This window comes from Mucilaginibacter sp. BGA-UO-ETr-C110 (assembly GCF_059567985.1).
In genome coordinates, this window is record NZ_JCAQPB010000002.1 from 3,284,858 (window position 1) to 3,302,209 (window position 17,352).

Below are 17,352 nucleotides of genomic sequence, written 5' to 3' on the forward strand. Positions count from 1 at the left end.
TGAATTTTAAAAGCAGGGGTTATTTATTTAAAAATTCGGGTTTAATGTTAAGCTGCAGGTAGGCCCATACCGGTTTTAAATTAGCGGTACCTGGTGTGATATTTTTGGCATACTCCATACTGCGGGTAGCCGCCATGTAGGAAAAGCCAAGGTCGATCCCTGTAAACTTATTGAGCTTATAGCCGGTGGTGAGGTCAAACTCGGTACCGAGATATTTACTAACCGCGTTGCCGTTAATGTCTTTCTGGTCTTTAGCCAGCATAAAATAGTGGTTGGCCAGCTCGGTTGTAAACCTGTTGTTTGATGAGGTATACTTTATTTTTAAATACGGATTACTCAAACCACCTGTTGGCGAACCGCTTACCGCATAAAAATAATCCATGTATCCCCAAAACTTATGCGGTGTGCCATACAGGGGATCAAAGCGATGATTGGTTTTTGACGTAGAAAATGCATCATTGCCGGACAGATAGTCCCAACCAGCCGTATAGCTTAACACATTGGGTTTATAGGTCACCGAAGCTGTAATAGTATATGCACTTAATTCCAATCCATCACGGTCATGACCTCCCTGGTAGTAAAACCCACCGGTTAATGCCAGCTGATTTTTATCGCCAAAGGCCGGATTGATTAACAGCCCGGTGGTATAACGGGTATTTACGCCTGTTTGGTTAAAACGTTTACCATACACATAACCAACATCGGCACCCGAAGTATTTTTAACCGAATCCAGTATATATTTACTAAACTGATCGGCCAGGAACAAGCCTGATATTTTGGTTTTACTGAACTTTTTGGCCACATATAAGTACTCCAGGGCTTTATAGTTTTGGGTTGCCGCATTACTGCCGGGAGAGTTTAAATAAGCGGGGCTGCCATTTTTAGCGCTCAATCCAGCACTGTTGACAAGTGGGATCAGGTTTGCGGGGGTATTTACAAGATTGCCTTTACTGTCTTTTACTGTGGCGGGAATATTTGCGGGAGTATAAAAGGTACCATTATAATTAATAGCGTCGGAATTTTGATTAAATGCCGCGCCGAGGTCAAGCTGCCAGCCGTTTTGCAGTAATTTTAACACAATGGCATCATGGCGCCGCCCTTGTTGTGTCCAATCCAGGTTACCCAGCAGGCGTTCATCGTCATAAACCAGCTCCTGCCGACCGGCTTTGATAGCAAAATAATCAACAGGAGAAATTTTAAAGGAAGTATCTTTTTTGTTGGATAAAATAATTTCGGCCCAGGCTTCATGCAGACTTAATTTATTACCATCGGTAGCGGTTATGGTAGATGCATCCTGGCCCCATAGCCTGACATCCTGAACCGAGGTGTGAAAAATAAGTTTGCTCGATTTATAATCAAGCGTTAAACGCGTTCGCTGGGAAACAAACGCTGCATCTTTGTATCCGGTGGTTTGCAGAGTACCGTATCCATCCCTGAATTCGCCCCGGGTACGTAATTGCCCTGCGAACGATAGCTGTGCATTTGCATTTAAAGAAGAGAAGCAAACAATAATAAATGCAATAGCAGGAATAGTGTATTGGTTTAATACATTTTTGTACATTTGAGATAGTTTTTTATTTGTTAAAGCAATGAAAACTGTTTAACCCTGTCTGGGAATGCGACCTCCCGGCAGGGCTTTTTTATGTTTTGTATTTAAATGTTTATATCCATAGGCATTTAATTTTTTATTCCTTTCTTTTTAAGCTTTTTATTGTCATAAATATATCCAAATTGATGTTATATATCAATTTATGCAATGTTATTTTATAATTTTTATGATTTAAATCATAAAAATTCATTTTTTTATCAAATCATTAATTTCACATCACTTAAAAACGATGTAAATAACATTTTCGTAATAAAAAATTCATCTTTAATCAATTTTAATTGACCACAATTTAATTAGCATCAAATTAATTATTGATTTTTTGATTTAATTTTCCTAAATTTTATAAAAATGTTACAAATTGTGACATTTATCATGTTATTAATACACATGATTTATGGTAATTATTAATTAGTATTGCAAATACTGTTATTTGTATAGAATAAAATAGGCATAAATGAAAAAAAGTCAAAATATTTGTGACGTAGAGAGCTGTTTTTTGTGCAAAAACAGCTTAGACGAGTGGAAGCCAGCAATTGCGGCACATAAAACAACCTACAAAGTAAAAAAGGGTGAAGTTATTTTTAAAGAGGGCGATCCGGTAACGGGGATCTACTTTGTTAATTCCGGCTGTATAAAAGTTTATAAAAAATGGGATAAGGATAAAGAACTAATCGTACGCTTTGCCCGGGAAGGCTCTCTTTTTGGCCATCGAGGTTTAGGCAAGGGGGGCTTTTATCCCATATCAGCGGCAGCGCTACAACCAACGGTTGTTTGTTATGTAGATATAGCTTTTTTTGAAGCAACCTTAAAAGTAAACTCCGGTTTCACTTACCAATTACTCATGTTCCTGACAGAAGAATTGAAACAATCTGAACGAAAAATGCGCAACCTGGCGCATATGCCCGTAAAGGGGCGTGTTGCAGAGGCATTAATATCTTTACAAAACCAGTTTGGCACAACCCCGGATGGCTTTATTAATATTGACCTGAGCCGGCAGGACCTGGCATCATACGCCGGAGCTACCTACGAAACCGTATTCCGGATGATGAACGAACTTGTGAATGAAAAGCTAATCGATCTATCGGGCAAAAGCATCCGCCTCCTTAATCGCGATGAGCTTTTAAAACTGGCGCAGGACATCGTTTTTCTCTAAAATCCTAAAACCAGACTTGAGCATCCGAAATAAAAAATCAATAAATCCCAAATCGAACATCCGAATTCCCAAATCAAGCCATACCGATATAAACCTTCCCGTCCTCTACCTTTACGGGATAGGTTTTAATCTGATACTCTTCACCCGTTAAGCACTCACCGGTTAAAAGCGAGAAAGATTTTTTATGAAAAGGACAGGCAACCTTCGGGTTACAATCATCCCCGGTACTGCCGATCATGCCACGCGAAAGCACCATCTGCTGCTTATGCGGACAAAGATTTTGCGTGGCATACCACTCTCCGCGCCGTGAAAAATTATATAACGCTATTTGCTCATCGCCATGTTTTACGCAGGCACCTCCGTTTTCCGGAACATCATCTGTGTAACAAGCTAAAACCCATTCAATATCTATCGTCGTTGTAGTTTCCATGTTGTGTTTTCTTTTAATCTGTTTACAGTTATAAGTTTTACCACTTTGCTTTCACCTGCTCGCGCATGGCTTCAAATTTCACCGAAGGATCTTTCTCCTCAGGAGCATTCACAAAATGAGCAAAGCGCTTACGCAGAGCGGGATTTTCTACCACTTCCTTCCATTCGCAATGATAGGTATCCACCAGCTGTTGCATTTCCTCGTCCAGCTTTTCGGCAATGCCCAAACTATCGTTGATCACTACATTTTTCAGGTAACTCATACCACCATCCATTTTATTAAGCCAGGTTGCGGTACGGGTAAGCGGATCGGCAGTTTTAATGTAAAACATCAGGAACCTATCAATATATTTAATGCAAGTTTCGTTATCCACATCGGTAGCCAGTAATTGCGCATGCTGTGGTTTTGATCCTCCATTGCCGCACACGTACAGATTCCAGCCTTTTTCGGTAGCGATAATGCCAAAATCTTTTGATTGCGCTTCGGCACATTCACGAATACAGCCACTCACCCCACCTTTTATTTTATGCGGCGCGCGGATACCTTTATACCGCTCCTCAATTTCAATAGCGAAGGATACGCTATCGTGCAATCCGAACCGACACCAGGTACTACCCACACAACTTTTAACCGTTCGCAGCGCTTTACCATAGGCATGCCCGCTCTCAAAACCGGCATCTATCAATTCTTCCCAGATCTCGGGTAGATCATTCACATGTGCGCCGAACATATCAATACGCTGCCCACCTGTTATTTTGGTATAAAGACCATATTTTTTAGCCACCTGACCTATCACGATCAATTTATCAGGAGTGATCTCACCGCCTGGAATACGCGGCACAACAGAGTAAGTACCACCCTTTTGTATATTGGCCAGATACCGGTCATTACTATCCTGAATGGTATCCTGCTTTACGATCACATCATTCCAAAGGCTCGACAGGACACTGGCCACTACCGGCTTACAAACCTCACAACCATCACCTTTACCAAAATGATCCAATACCAGATCGTAATTTTTAACCTTGTTTATTTTAACCAGATCAAACAATTCCTGGCGGGAGTATTCAAAATGCTCACATATTACATTTTTAACATACTGACCATTCGCCTTCATAGTACCAGCTATCAGGTCTTTCACCAATGGCACACAACCGCCACAACCCGTGCCTGCTTTAGTACATTTCTTGATATCTTCAACACTACAGGCCCCATCATTAACAACCCCACAAATAGTCGACTTACTTACTGCCTCACAAGAGCAGATCAGCGCATCATCGGGCAAACTCATTACACCCGCACCTTCGTTCGCTTCAGCACCCCTGGAGCCCAATATCAGATCCTCCGGATTGGGCGGCAGGGCAATTTTATTATTAACAGTTTGCAGCAGCATATTATAAGCATCGGCATCGCCAATTAAAATACCGCCTAACAGATACTTACCGTCATTACTGATATTAATACGTTTATATACCCCCTTGTGCGTATCTTCAAATACAATAGTACGGCAATCGGGCTCAGTAATAAACGCATCACCAAAACTGGCGACATCAACACCGATCAACTTGAGCTTAGTACTCATGTCGTAACCATAAAATCCCTTTTCGTTACCGGATAAATAATTAGCCACTACATCGGCCATTTCATAACCAGGAGCAACAAGGCCATATATCATACCTTCATAAAGAGCGCACTCGCCTATAGCAAAAATATACTCATCGCTGGTTTGCATTTTTTCATTAACCATAATACCGCCACGCGTACCAGTATGCAATCCGGCCAGCTTAGCCAGCTCATCACGCGGTCGGATGCCTGCAGATATCACCATCATATCGATGGGTAAACTGGTATCATCATTAAACTTTAGCGCTTCAATTTTATGATCACCAACAAAAGCTGCCGTATTTTTATTAAGATGAATATTTAAGCCCAGACTTTTTAATTTAGATAACAACATGCCGCTACCTGCCGAATCTATTTGCCGGGGCATCAAACGGGGAGCAAACTCAACCACATGCGTTTCTTCAATACCCAGATCTATCAAAGCTTTTGCCGCTTCGAGCCCTAACAATCCCCCGCCCATTACTGCACCCACCCGGGCATTCACAGCGTAGTTTTTGATCAGATCGAGATCATCAATGGTACGGTAAACAAACACACCCTCTTTCTCGACACCAGGAATATCGGGCACAAAAGCCGATGAACCAGTAGCCAGCACCAGGTAATCATATTTTACTGTGAAGCCCTTTAGAGAATGAACTGTTTTTTCGGCGCGGTTTATTTCCTGAACAGGATCATTAAGATGTAACTTTATGCCATTATTAACATACCATGCAGATGAAGATAGCGATAGGTCATCTGCTGATTTACCGTTGAAATATTCGCTGAGGTGAACCCTGTCATAAGCAATGCGGGCCTCTTCGCCAAAAACAATGATATTGAAATGTGATGATTTGGCTAATAGTTTTTCACAAAACTTATAACCTACCATTCCATTGCCAACAACTACGATGGTTGGTTGAAACATACCTTTATTTTTTAAATGTTAAAGCAAAAACTGTATTTATAATGCATTATAGTTGCGACCTTAAAGCATTACGATAACAATATTAACTAATTAAATCAGTATTTCAATTTTTACAATCAATAAAAATTAAATTTTTGATGATTTTTATGATATTTATAATAATTTAACAGTTAATAACTTAATTTTTTACACTTTTTTATGATAATTATCATTTCTTAGTGACTTAAATTGAGTATTATTGGTGACAATTCAATTTCTAATTGAAAATATGAAACAAAATACTCCAATTCCTGAATTATTTGTACTGGGTGCAGGCCCCGGAGATCCGGAACTGATCACCGTGAAGGGATATAAGATTTTACAGCAGGCCGATGTTATATTATATGACAACCTGGCTAACAAAGCACTATTAGATATAGCCAAACCCGAATGTGAAAAAATATATGTAGGCAAACACCCTTACGGTAGTTATACTCCGCAGGAAACCATCCATGAGATGATAAAACATTACGCTTTTACTAAAGGAAGCGTTGTAAGACTAAAGGGTGGCGACCCTTTTATATTTGGTCGTGGTTTTGAAGAGATCGTATACGCCCGGGAACAGGGAATCAAAACCCATTACATTCCCGGAATCACCAGCATACAAGCTTCTGGATTTTTAGATATACCATTAACCCACAGGGCCATGAGCGAAGGGGTATGGATCATTACAGGCACTAAAAAAGACGGATCATTATCTGCCGATCTGAAACTGGCCATGCAAAGCAATGCTACTGTAGCCATTTATATGGGCATGAAACAAGTAGATGCCATTGCCGAAACTTATATATCCGAAGGAAGGGGTGATACACCTGCCGCCATTATACAGCATGCCTCACTGCCACAGCAAAAAGTAGCTAGAGGGCTGGTTAAGGACCTGCGCGAAATGACAGATTCGCACCAGCTAACCCACCCGGCCATTATTATTATAGGCGAGGTTGCGGGTCTAAGTATTGAACATTTATAATTACTATAATAAAGATAAAGCTGATATGAAAATTAGAATAAAAGGCAATTCGATACGCTACAGGCTTACCAAAACAGATATTGAACAATTTTCGAAAGAAGGTTACCTGGAAGAGATCACCTCTTTTGGCAACAGTACTTTTATTTATGCCCTGCAACAGTATAACCAGGATGCTTTGTCGGCCAGTTTACAAAATAACAAGATCACGCTTTTTGTGGCCGAACAAATGACCCGGGAATGGACTTTAACCGACAGAGTGGGTTTTGAAGGCACTGATGGTTCGCTATATTTATTAATTGAAAAGGATTTTAAATGCCTGGATGTTACCATCGAAGATCAAAGTGATCATTATCCTAACCCACTTTTAATGGGTAAAGCGCATTAACCAGCTTGCAAAATTCAAGGATTTAGTGATGAACAAAATAAGTAGCAGAGCCTAACCCTTTCGTATCAAACTTTCAATATACGCAACAGCATTGTTAATGACCGATTTTATAAAGAATTTAAAGAAAATCGATCATCCCGGCATGTAAAATCATATTAAAAAAAACCAGGCCAGCTATTGGTTAATTCTTCAGCTTTAACACCGATCTCGTAAAACTCCTTTTTTTTATTATATTTATATAAGTATCAAATAATTACTGGCGGTTCCTGAAAAGCCTTTAGAGTAAGGATCACAACCTAAAACCTTTTTAAAATGAACAGAAGATCATTAGTTTTCAGTACAGTTTTTATGCTTTTTGCAACAATCAGCTACGCACAAAAAACAACCGGTAACGACCGCGACAAACATGGCTGCATAGGATCGGCCGGGTATACCTATTCTATTATAAAAAAAGATTGCATACAAACTTTTGCGCAAAAAATTAAACTGAAGGAAGTCGATCCCAAGAGAAGTTTTTCCACTATTGCGGCCGTTATTTTTAGTGATGATAACAAAAAAGCAGAGAGATTTCTGTCTGATTACAAAGAGAGCCAGATCTTAGTCAGAACAGGTAAAAAAGGAAACTACGTTTGGAAGAAAGGTGATTTGAAGCTGACCGATAAAAAAGATGGATATCAACTTAAAAAAGGACAAAAACTCATTTATAGCTTGTAACGAAATACTGCAAGCACCGTTAGGACTTTACAGAACATGTGGTTTTTACAAAATAAGGGCTAACAATTTGATTGTTAGCCCTTATTTTGTGTACTCAGCGCCGGAGTCGAGCCGACAAATTATTTTTAAGTTTTCCTGCATGGGTGCTTCTCGAACCATTTTATGGATGACCTGCGTAAATTAGCCACCCTTAACCTTTAAACAGGTATTCGTTTTTAAATGAATTGACATACAATCACTCTATCTGATTAATTTTTCATTAATAGCTTTAGCGATATTACCCCAACCAACACATTATCAACATTTTAAGAGAAACCCTGATAAACTACGCCATCCGCGGAGGCGCACGCAAAGGAAAATTTAAAGGTAATGGTCGAAAAAACCAGGAGAGCGTCTTGCCGTACTGAATTCCGCTATAAAACTAAAAGGCAATAAATTCGTATGTTTAAAATTAAATCCCCTTTAATACATAAACATTTGATTTTTAAATTATTCAGCAAGTGATAGTCGATAATTTCATTTTATTTTTTTCAAATTTTAAACATGCATAATATTGAACTTGGATCCAATATTTTTATAAGGGCTGCTGAAAGAAGTTATGTTGAATTTGATTACAAAAATTTAAAGTTTGACTTAAAAAACAAGGATTTCCAGGCTGCCATATTTTTTGCCAGCGAAAGTCTTTTCAACGAACTGAAAAAACATGAATTCATTTACGAAGCATTATCCGAAAGGACAGTCTTCAGTCTTAGAAAATATTACAACAGAGTCCACTTTCGGGCTACTCCATTTGCCTTGTTTGCTTCTGTTGGATTAATAAAATGGGGAGAAAAGACAAATATATTACCTCAAATAATTTCCCGTGAAATTTCCATATTCCCTGACTTTCAGATAATGTATGAGTTAAGCAGACTGGATTTCTTAAACAATAAGGATGACCAAATTTATTTTACAAATAAAACTATTTATAACGCCAAAACAGGATATCGTTATTTGCATTTTGATTTCGCGGAAGATAGCCAGTCGGCAAAATTCAAGATATCTTCCTTTCAAAACAGTGCTCTCTTAAAAAAACTCCTAAAACACGCTTTATCCGGCAGAACAAAGCAACAGCTTATGGAAGATTGCATGAGTTATGGTGGGGAGTATCATGATTCAAAATATTTTGTAGAATATCTGATATCCTCAGGAATTTTATATGCTGAGTTACTGCCCAATTATGTAGGAAACAGTTACTATCATAAACTAAACGCTGCAATTGAACAAAAAGGAGCAGAATTTAAGGATAATCAGAATTGGGCAGCTGCTAAACAATTTTTCAGAAGGTATGAAACTCAAGAAACAATTCCGCTCAGTGAGCTGATGAAAATAAATTGGCCCGACGTGGTTATGCCTATAAAAAACAAATTCTATGTTAACTCCTACATACAGTTTGATTTGGGCATGGAAAAAAAATACCAGAAAAACGTTCTGGAAGGGTTAAAGTGTCTTGATAGCTTAAGTCTGGTAAAAAAGATTCCATCGTTAAACGACTTTAAGGAAAAATTTAAAAAAAAGTTCGAATCACGGGAAATACCATTTTTACAGGCACTTGATCCTGAAATTGGTATTGGTTATCTATCCTTAGAAGAAGGGATAAATAATAATTCCATTTTGGAAAACCTGGCTTTTAAAAAGGAAGCCGCCCCTGAAACCAGTCAGTGGCTTCCAATCCATAAACTATTATTAAAAAAACTTTATCATTCGAAACCCTACCAGCCGATTAGTTTTGATGATCAGGATTTAGACCATCTGCCTCAAGATAATTTAGCATACCCGCCAAGCTTTTCGGTCCAATTTACAATTTATGATGATTATATAAGCATAGAGAATGCTGGTGGCTGTTCAGCAACCGCGTTGACCGGCAGATTTACATTGAACAATGAATTATTCAAATGCTATAATCTGGAAATCGCCCAAAAGGAACAAGCGATCAATAAGGATGTGATATTTGCTGAAGTCTCTTGTTTTATCAAAGGTCAGGCGGCTAATGTCTGTACCCGCGAAAGCGCATACAATTATGAAATCCCTATACTTGTTAATTCAGAAATCAATAGGGCTAACATAATTTCTCCTGCAGATCTTTATATATGTATTGTAAATGATGAGATTATTTTAAGGTCCAAAAGATTGAAAAAGAATATTATTCCAAGGTTCACTTCAGCCTACAATTTTAATCATCATGATTTGGCGCCATTTAGATTTTTATGCGATTTACAATACCAATCCATTAAAACCGATTTTAATCTGAATTTACAACAATTATTACCAGGCTTATCTTTTTATCCCAGGGTTGTTTATAAGTCCTGCATACTTTACAGGGCAACCTGGATACTGGATGAAAAACAACTAAACAAATTAATAAATAATAAGGAACCCGTTTTAGCCTGCGCGGAATTATTCGAAAAATTGTTGATACCAATTTTTTTTATAATTGTAGAACACGATAATTCATTATTCTTTAATTCCAAATCAAAAGATGATATATTGATGTTTATCCATGTGTTGAAATCGAAATCTTCGGTTACCATTAAAGAGGTGCTTATCAGTAAAAAATATAATATAATAAATCGTAATCATGCTCCTTTAATACATGAGCTCGTAACTCCAATATTTAATACTTCTCCTTCCTACAGTAATCCAACTTTATTAAAAACGATTACCCCTAATAAAATAAAACGTATACACCCGCCGGCCGACGAGTGGCTATATTATAAAATATATTCCCATACCCAAATTTCAGATGATATTTTAGGAAATGAGCTTCATTTACTTATTAAAAAGCTTATTAAAAAAAACCTCATTCAGCAATGGTTTTTTATCCGTTATAAAGATCCGGAGGATCACTTAAGATTACGGTTTAAAATAAAAATAGAAAATATTGCTGCAGCAATGTCACTCTTTAACAATGCACTAAACAAACGAATAGCAAATGGATCGATCTCCACGATCATATTGGATACTTACAAAAAGGAAATCGAACGATATAGCGCTGAAAATATCGATTTAATGGAAAGTGTGTTTTATAAGAGCAGTTGTTTTGTAATGGATTTTCTTTACAAAAGATATACCGGCAAGACCGAGTATTCAGTTTTTGAAACCCTCATTGCATCCATCGACGCTATTATTGATCAATACGATTCAGGTATTGCCAAAAAGGAAGAATTTACGAAAGAGATGTCGCAAAAATTTGGAAAGGAGTTTTTTTTTGATCAGGATCTGAAGTATCAGTTAAATACAAAATATCGAAAAACAAGAAGTCAAATCGATCACTGTCTGCTCCCTAAAAACAGAGCGATTATTTTGTCTGCACCAGGGAAAGAATATCTCCGAATCATTAAAACGGCATTAATGGCCGCACCGCAAAAGTTAAAAGTAAAATTATTAGCAGATATCATCCACATGCACGTCAACAGAATGCTTAACGAGAATCAAAGAAAACAGGAATTCATACTTTATTATCTGATTTCAATGCAATACCATTCTGTTAAAAACAGGAATAAAACCTATTAACCCTTTCTTTTTGTGATGATGGAATTCGAATTAACAAAATTTATTAATGCGTTTTTATAACTTCCACCTAAAGGAAAAGTCAGATTGTCTGCCATATGAATGGTATTTCCTTCAATAGACTGAAGCTTGGACAGGTTGATAATATATGATTTGTGAACTCGTAAAAACCTGTCAGCAGGCAAAGCTTCCTCCACCTCTTGCATAGTCAGATAGGTAATATGCTTCCCCCCTTTCAGGTATATAATGACATAGTTCTTTAAACCCTCCACATAAATAATATCAGTTAAGGCTATCTTAATAACTTTTCCTTTAATTCCCGGGTTAATAAAAAAGAAATCTGATTGTCGCAATGATGGTGCCGGCCTGTGATTAGCCATGATGTTCATCACTTTATCAATAGATTTCAGGAATTTAGAAAATGAGATTGGCTTTAATAAAAAGTCATAAACGTTGGTTTCAAATGATTTTAAAGCATAATTGGCAAAGGCAGTTGTATAAATGATCGCAATATCAGGAGGAAGTAATGCTGCAAGTTCAAAACCCGTCAGTGCCGGCATATCTACATCCAGGAATAAAAGATCAGGTTTTTCTCCTGACTTTATTGCTGCTAAAGCTTCCATAGGATTGGAGTACTCGGCTATGAGTCTTAAACCACTTGTTTTAGCAACATAATCAGATAAGGTTTCAATAGCGTAGCTTTCGTCATCAATTATTATACAATTAATCATTTACTGTGATCGATAATTTTAAAACATATTTTTTTTCAGCATCATCTACATGCAATTTGAAACGGCCTTTATAATTGTATTCCAATCTTTTTATTACGTTTGACATTCCTATTCCAAATCCTTTGATATTTTCCTGCTTCCTTTTCGTATTAATAATATCCAAATTTAATTCTTTACCATCGGTTTCTAATAATATGCTCGCAGGATCATTTTCATCAAAAAGGTCTCCGTATTTGAACATATTTTCCACAATTGTAATTAATAACAAAGGAATAATCTGTACTTGGCCGATTTCTCCGTGATACCGGAATTCAAGAAATAGCCTATGATGATAACGGTACTGATTTATAGCAATATAGTTATTAATGTGCTCAATTTCATCGATCAGATCTACTTTATTCCCCGGCTCTGGCTTCCTTAAGGCGTACCTCATCATGTCAGATAGCAATATGACCATATCGGCTGCATCTTTTGAATATTTTAAAAGAGAGTTATGTATAAATCCTAATATATTAAATAAAAAATGTGGATTTATTTGCGCTTTTAAATAAGTATTCTCCGATTCGAGCATGCTTCTTTCAGCCAGTTCTTTTTCTATAATTACTTTTAATCTGTCCCGTTCTAACTCAGCAATAAGCTTCTGTTGTTTGATGTTAGACCGGGCGAACCAATATCCCGTGCTCAGTCCTATAAAGTATATAGCCCGGTAAAGGCTCTCGGTCATAAATAAGGAGGAAATCTGGTTTAGCTTGTATATCTGAAAAAAAATAAAAGCCAAATACATCAAATATTTAATTGCCACGTATGCGGCTAATTCAAGTAATATGATCAATGCAAACTTAAAGATCTTACGACCATCCTTTACAATATAACATTCAATAAGGTAGGCATTTAAATAAAACAGGCTAATATTTAAGCTATAATGCCCCACATAATCAAAATAACCGGGTATTGTACCTGTATAGGAATAACTTACAAGAGATTCATAAAGAATAAATAGCCCCCAACAAATTATATGGGTTTTTAAATTTTTAAACCGGGGGGAGCTTAAATTAAACATAAAGCTAATATATACTTATTTGTATATGTAATATTTGACTTAGTGTAATAATATTTCAGAGACAATCTGCACCTCATAACTTATTAAAAAAAAATAGAGTTATGAAAAGTAGAATGTTAAAAAAATTAAAATTAAAGACGGTAATGGGCTTTAAATCCAGTTCAAAAGGTAATGGTTATAATGATACAGATCCAACCGGAGTTACCATAATGACCGTAACGCACATTTCATCCCCTTTAAGTAAATAATAGCTTAAAGCGCAACTGCAATTGGTGTAAACCCTTTCATATTTCCCCTAAATATCTAGACAAACTTTAGACTTAAAACAGGAGCTATCAGGAGTTCAATTGCCTGAAAAATTAAGCTGCCGCCAGTAAGCGTATTAAAGTTTGTAGCGGGAAAATCTATGTTCGTGTAATTAATTTGAGCTGCGAGGATGTAATTTATAGATTTAAGAGTATCCATTCGTTTGTGTTCAAAACATTAAAATTTATCAATAATTAAATTAAAGTTATATAAGATATTACTTTTTGGCCAATTCAGTAATGGTGACTATGCAACCAGTATGTATAGCATCTAACTTCCAAGATGAGAGTTGGGAGAATTTGAACAATTGAAAAAAAACATAAAAATGGAAATTAAAAAATTTGCACTACCAGGTAAACTCAACTTAAACAAGGAAACCATTGCCGCTCTTAATGAAGAACAAATGACAACTATCGCCGGTGGAGGTCTTTCAGACTGCAGTACTGATGGTTCCAAATGCTCTTGCACAAATGATTCATGCAAAGCAGAAGAATTACCGGTAACGGAATAACCTTATTGTTTTTATCAGGCCTGGCTGCTTAACGGCAATCAGGCTTGGTTTAATATCCAGCTTCCAGGATAAGCGTTGGGAGAATTTTATTTAACAATTAAAAAAACATAAAAAATGGAAACTAAAAAATTTGCATTACCGGGCAAACTTAACCTAAACAAGGAAACTATTGCTGCGCTTAACGAAGAACAAATGACAACTATAGCCGGCGGAGGTCTTTCTGATTGCAGCACTGACGGCTCTAATTGCTCTTGCACCGATAATTCCTGCAAAGCAGCAGAATTACCGGCAACAGAATAATCGCGATGTTTTACCAGACCGGGTTTCTTGACAACAATTGAGCCAGGTCTTAATATCTAACTTCCAGGATGAGAGTTGGGAGAAATTGATAATTAAAAAAACTATAAAAATGGAAACTAAAAAATTTGTATTACCAAACAAACTCAGTTTAAACAAAGAGACTATCGCTGCTCTTAATGAGGAGCAAATGACAACTATAGCCGGTGGCGGTGTTGTAGAATGCAGCACAGACGGTTCTCGTTGCTCCTGCACAAATAATTCATGCCTGGCAGATCCGGTAGGAGAATAATCATCATGTTCTATCAAACCAGGTTGCTTAATAACAATAGAGCCAGGTTTAAATATCTAACTTCCAGGGTGAGAGCTGGGAGAATTTAACAATTAAAGAAACATAAAAATGGAAACTAAAAAATTTGTATTACCAAGCAAACTTAGCTTAAACAAAGAGACTATCGCTGCTCTTAATGAAGAACAAATGACAACTATAGCCGGCGGTGGTGTTGTAGAATGCAGCACAGATGGTTCTCATTGTTCCTGCACAAATGATTCATGCTTGGCAGAAAGCCCGGTAGCAGAATAATCGTAATTCTTTTTTTTATTAAGCTCAGTTGCTTTGCAGCAACTGAGCTTTGTCTCTAAACACTTTAATCGTATAAAATGGCTGAAACATGGTTATTGTTGGAAGAAAAGCTCAAAGAAATAAATCAAAGCCTTTCTAATAATTATAAAAATGCAGATGTATTTAGTTTGTCAAGGGGGCAGTTAGGTATCTCCCTGTATTTTTATAATTACTATAAATGCACACTCAATGAATCTTGCTTTAATATCTCACAGGAAATTTTATACCATTCATGTAACACACTTACCGAAAGAAGTACTTCTCATAAATTATTCAGGGAATTGATTGATTTGGGCAGATACCTGTTGTTACTTTATAAAGACAAACAGGTAGACCAAAGCATCATTCCGCTTTTAGATGAAATTGATGACATACTTATTCCCTTTACGCTGGATAAGTTAAAAAAAAATGATTTTGATCCGGTTGTGGGTGCCATTTCGGCGGGATATTATTTTTTGGAAAAATTAAAATATCTTAATGAAGAGTCATCCAGAAAAATACTGGTTACTATAGTTGATAAAATTAAGAGCGTTGCCGTTGAAGATAATGCCGGCGGCGTTTACTGGACAAGTAATTTCAGAAAAGAGAATAGTGTCGAATTAGGAATATCCCATGGGGTAAGCGGCATACTTCTTTTTTTGACCCGGGCATATGAAGCTCAGGCATTAAATGACAAGCGATTTCTGATCGAAGGAGTAAATTTCGTGTTCGGTCAACAACAGGATATCTCAAAATATTCGTTCTTTTTTCCTCAGGAAGTCGGCAAACAAGAAAAATTATTAAAAGTTGTTAACCTGGCCTATGGTGACCTTGGTGTTGCTTACGCCATATATGAAATATCAAAAGTGATCTGCGATGACCGCTTGAGAGAAACGGCGATACATATTTTTAAATATTATGCTAAAGCTGAAAGCAGGATAGATTACCAGGTTTATGATGCTAATCTGATATACGGATCTGCTGGCCCTGCAGCATTTTTCAGAAAGCTATTTGCCGAAACCAATGAAACATTGTTTGAGGAAGCCGCTTATTTCTGGCTGAATAAAACGCTGGCATTTTTGTCGGCAAATAAAAATGAATATGCAGGGTTCATCCCTTATTGGAATTCAGTATATCCGGAAACACTCACATCAATTTCAGAAGGTATAACCGGAATAGGCTTGGCATTATTATACTTTAAAGACCCTGAACTGAACTTTTTTTTTCCGGTAATAAATTATAATTAATAAGCAAGATGTTAGGACTTACTGATACAAATTCAATCCTCGACGAGGTAACGGATTATTTATATGACAGTGATTATAGCGATCTGGATTATATAGGTCTGTATAAAGGAAAAATAGGTGCTGCTTATTTCAACTATTACCTGTATAAATATTACCAGGATGACAAATACGCGTTTCGTTCTATTGGTTTTATGGAAGAAGTAATTGATGAAATTAATAACCCGGAAGCGACTATTTATAATAACCCCTCTCTGGTAAATGGATTAGCCGGTGTAGGTTCCTGTCTGAACCTGTTGCAGGATGAAGACTTTTTATCTGAAGACCTCAAGGAGCAGCTCGCCGTATTGGACCTGTATCTAAAAAGGTTTTATACTATTCTGCTGAAAGAAAATAATACCGATTTTTTTGGTGGTGCCATCGGTCTGCTGTACTATTTTTCTCTCCGCTATTTATCCGACCCGGAGCAGAACAATCAACTTATGGATGAAGTGTTTGACCTTATTAATGACCAGTTCATTGAAGATGAAAAAGGGATCAGGTTATCAACCAGATTTGGTTACTTAAACCAAAATGGCGTGGACCTGAGTACGGCGCATGGAATTGTAGCTATGTATCTGATCTTCCTGAAACTTTATGAGGCCGGTTATAAGCCCGCATTAATGAAAGATATTGTATGCAAGGGGATTGAATATATCATACACGTTCAGAACATTTGTAAAAATACATCTAATGATCATACTGTTTTTCCCAATTTTGTTACTGAAGCCGGTTCAGATGAACAGGGAGCGCTTGCCGCGCATCATTCACACCGCCTTGCCTGGTGTAATGGTGATTTAAGTATGTTATGGTTATTGGTAAGAGCAGGAAACCTTTTTAATGCACCCCGTTTACTTATCGTTGCGGAGGAACTGAAGCACAAAGTAATCTCAAGAAAAACTTTTGAGATTACCCGGATTGAGTTCTCTTATTTCTGTCATGGAACTGCAGGGGTAGCTCAAACTTACCGTAAGTTATACCAGCTAACCCATGATCCGGTTTACCTGCAAACTTATGAATATTGGATAAAGCAATGTTATCTGCAGCTCGAAAAGGATTATCTGGGTGCAAATCCTTTTCCCTATAAATCAACCCTATTGTTCGGTTGGGCCGGCCCGCTGCTCACGTTACTGAATTATAAAACAGATAAAGACTATAAATGGGATCAAATCTTTTTACTCTCTTAACTA

At 37.1% G+C, this 17,352-nt stretch carries 16 protein-coding genes; 11 read left to right on the top strand and 5 right to left on the bottom strand.

The annotated features are described in order from the left end of the window. Positions 1-19: 19 nt before the first annotated feature. Entirely contained in the window at positions 20-1,561 is a 1,542-nt protein-coding gene (locus AC57BQ_RS14295) for an alginate export family protein (protein ID WP_496406926.1), read from the bottom strand. Between the two features lie 502 nt (positions 1,562-2,063). Between AC57BQ_RS14295 and AC57BQ_RS14300 the strand changes: the two genes are divergently transcribed. Beyond that, entirely contained in the window at positions 2,064-2,762 is a 699-nt protein-coding gene (locus tag AC57BQ_RS14300) for a Crp/Fnr family transcriptional regulator (protein WP_496406927.1), read from the top strand. A 73-nt stretch (positions 2,763-2,835) separates the two neighbouring features. On the opposite strand, the gene nirD is transcribed toward AC57BQ_RS14300, so the two are convergent. Together nirD and nirB are read right to left on the bottom strand one after the other, a co-directional pair. Beyond that, positions 2,836-3,192: a nitrite reductase small subunit NirD gene (gene nirD, locus AC57BQ_RS14305; RefSeq protein ID WP_496406928.1), complete on the bottom strand. Its 357-nt coding sequence runs from the start codon at positions 3,190-3,192 to the stop codon at positions 2,836-2,838. A 37-nt stretch (positions 3,193-3,229) separates the two neighbouring features. Further along, positions 3,230-5,719 (bottom strand): nitrite reductase large subunit NirB, encoded by a 2,490-nt coding sequence (gene nirB / locus AC57BQ_RS14310; RefSeq protein WP_496406929.1) that lies wholly within the window; start codon positions 5,717-5,719, stop codon positions 3,230-3,232. A 268-nt stretch (positions 5,720-5,987) separates the two neighbouring features. On the opposite strand from nirB, the gene cobA reads away from it, so the two are divergent. The 4 genes from cobA to AC57BQ_RS14330 all read left to right on the top strand — a co-directional run bounded on the left by cobA (position 5,988) and on the right by AC57BQ_RS14330 (position 11,376). Beyond that, entirely contained in the window at positions 5,988-6,725 is a 738-nt protein-coding gene (gene cobA, locus AC57BQ_RS14315; protein ID WP_496406930.1) for a uroporphyrinogen-III C-methyltransferase, read from the top strand. A 25-nt stretch (positions 6,726-6,750) separates the two neighbouring features. After that, on the top strand, positions 6,751-7,110 hold the full coding sequence (locus AC57BQ_RS14320; protein ID WP_496406931.1) for a DUF7009 family protein: 360 nt from the start codon (positions 6,751-6,753) through the stop codon (positions 7,108-7,110). 312 nt (positions 7,111-7,422) lie between these two features. Further along, positions 7,423-7,824, top strand: a complete 402-nt coding sequence (locus AC57BQ_RS14325; protein ID WP_496406932.1) for a hypothetical protein — start codon at positions 7,423-7,425, stop codon at positions 7,822-7,824. Positions 7,825-8,367: 543 nt separating this feature from the next. Beyond that, positions 8,368-11,376 carry a lantibiotic dehydratase gene (locus AC57BQ_RS14330; RefSeq protein WP_496406933.1) on the top strand — a complete coding sequence of 1,003 codons (3,009 nt, stop codon included), beginning with the start codon at positions 8,368-8,370 and terminating at the stop codon, positions 11,374-11,376. On the opposite strand, the gene AC57BQ_RS14335 is transcribed toward AC57BQ_RS14330, so the two are convergent. After that, positions 11,373-12,104: a LytR/AlgR family response regulator transcription factor gene (locus AC57BQ_RS14335; RefSeq protein ID WP_496406934.1), complete on the bottom strand. Its 732-nt coding sequence runs from the start codon at positions 12,102-12,104 to the stop codon at positions 11,373-11,375. The genes AC57BQ_RS14330 and AC57BQ_RS14335 overlap by 4 nt on opposite strands. After that, on the bottom strand, positions 12,097-13,164 hold the full coding sequence (locus AC57BQ_RS14340; RefSeq protein ID WP_496406935.1) for a sensor histidine kinase: 1,068 nt from the start codon (positions 13,162-13,164) through the stop codon (positions 12,097-12,099). The genes AC57BQ_RS14335 and AC57BQ_RS14340 overlap by 8 nt, the downstream gene beginning before the upstream one ends. Before the next feature lie 631 nt (positions 13,165-13,795). On the opposite strand from AC57BQ_RS14340, the gene AC57BQ_RS14345 reads away from it, so the two are divergent. From AC57BQ_RS14345 to AC57BQ_RS14370, 6 genes are all read left to right on the top strand, one after another. After that, positions 13,796-13,981, top strand: coding sequence for a class I lanthipeptide (locus AC57BQ_RS14345; protein ID WP_496406936.1), 186 nt, complete (start codon positions 13,796-13,798; stop codon positions 13,979-13,981). 114 nt (positions 13,982-14,095) lie between these two features. Next, entirely contained in the window at positions 14,096-14,281 is a 186-nt protein-coding gene (locus AC57BQ_RS14350; RefSeq protein WP_496406937.1) for a class I lanthipeptide, read from the top strand. Between the two features lie 109 nt (positions 14,282-14,390). Continuing rightward, positions 14,391-14,570 (top strand): class I lanthipeptide, encoded by a 180-nt coding sequence (locus tag AC57BQ_RS14355; RefSeq protein ID WP_496406938.1) that lies wholly within the window; start codon positions 14,391-14,393, stop codon positions 14,568-14,570. A 108-nt stretch (positions 14,571-14,678) separates the two neighbouring features. Then, on the top strand, positions 14,679-14,861 hold the full coding sequence (locus tag AC57BQ_RS14360; protein WP_496406939.1) for a class I lanthipeptide: 183 nt from the start codon (positions 14,679-14,681) through the stop codon (positions 14,859-14,861). Between the two features lie 77 nt (positions 14,862-14,938). After that, positions 14,939-16,126, top strand: a complete 1,188-nt coding sequence (locus AC57BQ_RS14365; RefSeq protein ID WP_496406940.1) for a lanthionine synthetase LanC family protein — start codon at positions 14,939-14,941, stop codon at positions 16,124-16,126. 8 nt (positions 16,127-16,134) lie between these two features. After that, positions 16,135-17,349, top strand: a complete 1,215-nt coding sequence (locus AC57BQ_RS14370) for a lanthionine synthetase LanC family protein (RefSeq protein WP_496406941.1) — start codon at positions 16,135-16,137, stop codon at positions 17,347-17,349. The last annotated feature ends 3 nt before the right edge of the window (positions 17,350-17,352 follow it).

Excerpts from the sequence above, each read along its gene's own strand:
- AC57BQ_RS14295 (WP_496406926.1), bottom strand. The coding sequence starts at position 1,561 with ATGTACAAAAATGTATTAAACCAATACACTATTCCTGCTATTGCATTT.
- AC57BQ_RS14300 (WP_496406927.1), top strand. The coding sequence starts at position 2,064 with ATGAAAAAAAGTCAAAATATTTGTGACGTAGAGAGCTGTTTTTTGTGC.
- nirD (WP_496406928.1), bottom strand. The coding sequence starts at position 3,192 with ATGGAAACTACAACGACGATAGATATTGAATGGGTTTTAGCTTGTTAC.
- nirB (WP_496406929.1), bottom strand. The coding sequence starts at position 5,719 with ATGTTTCAACCAACCATCGTAGTTGTTGGCAATGGAATGGTAGGTTAT.
- cobA (WP_496406930.1), top strand. The coding sequence starts at position 5,988 with ATGAAACAAAATACTCCAATTCCTGAATTATTTGTACTGGGTGCAGGC.
- AC57BQ_RS14320 (WP_496406931.1), top strand. The coding sequence starts at position 6,751 with ATGAAAATTAGAATAAAAGGCAATTCGATACGCTACAGGCTTACCAAA.
- AC57BQ_RS14325 (WP_496406932.1), top strand. The coding sequence starts at position 7,423 with ATGAACAGAAGATCATTAGTTTTCAGTACAGTTTTTATGCTTTTTGCA.
- AC57BQ_RS14330 (WP_496406933.1), top strand. The coding sequence starts at position 8,368 with ATGCATAATATTGAACTTGGATCCAATATTTTTATAAGGGCTGCTGAA.
- AC57BQ_RS14335 (WP_496406934.1), bottom strand. The coding sequence starts at position 12,104 with ATGATTAATTGTATAATAATTGATGACGAAAGCTACGCTATTGAAACC.
- AC57BQ_RS14340 (WP_496406935.1), bottom strand. The coding sequence starts at position 13,164 with ATGTTTAATTTAAGCTCCCCCCGGTTTAAAAATTTAAAAACCCATATA.
- AC57BQ_RS14345 (WP_496406936.1), top strand. The coding sequence starts at position 13,796 with ATGGAAATTAAAAAATTTGCACTACCAGGTAAACTCAACTTAAACAAG.
- AC57BQ_RS14350 (WP_496406937.1), top strand. The coding sequence starts at position 14,096 with ATGGAAACTAAAAAATTTGCATTACCGGGCAAACTTAACCTAAACAAG.
- AC57BQ_RS14355 (WP_496406938.1), top strand. The coding sequence starts at position 14,391 with ATGGAAACTAAAAAATTTGTATTACCAAACAAACTCAGTTTAAACAAA.
- AC57BQ_RS14360 (WP_496406939.1), top strand. The coding sequence starts at position 14,679 with ATGGAAACTAAAAAATTTGTATTACCAAGCAAACTTAGCTTAAACAAA.
- AC57BQ_RS14365 (WP_496406940.1), top strand. The coding sequence starts at position 14,939 with ATGGCTGAAACATGGTTATTGTTGGAAGAAAAGCTCAAAGAAATAAAT.
- AC57BQ_RS14370 (WP_496406941.1), top strand. The coding sequence starts at position 16,135 with ATGTTAGGACTTACTGATACAAATTCAATCCTCGACGAGGTAACGGAT.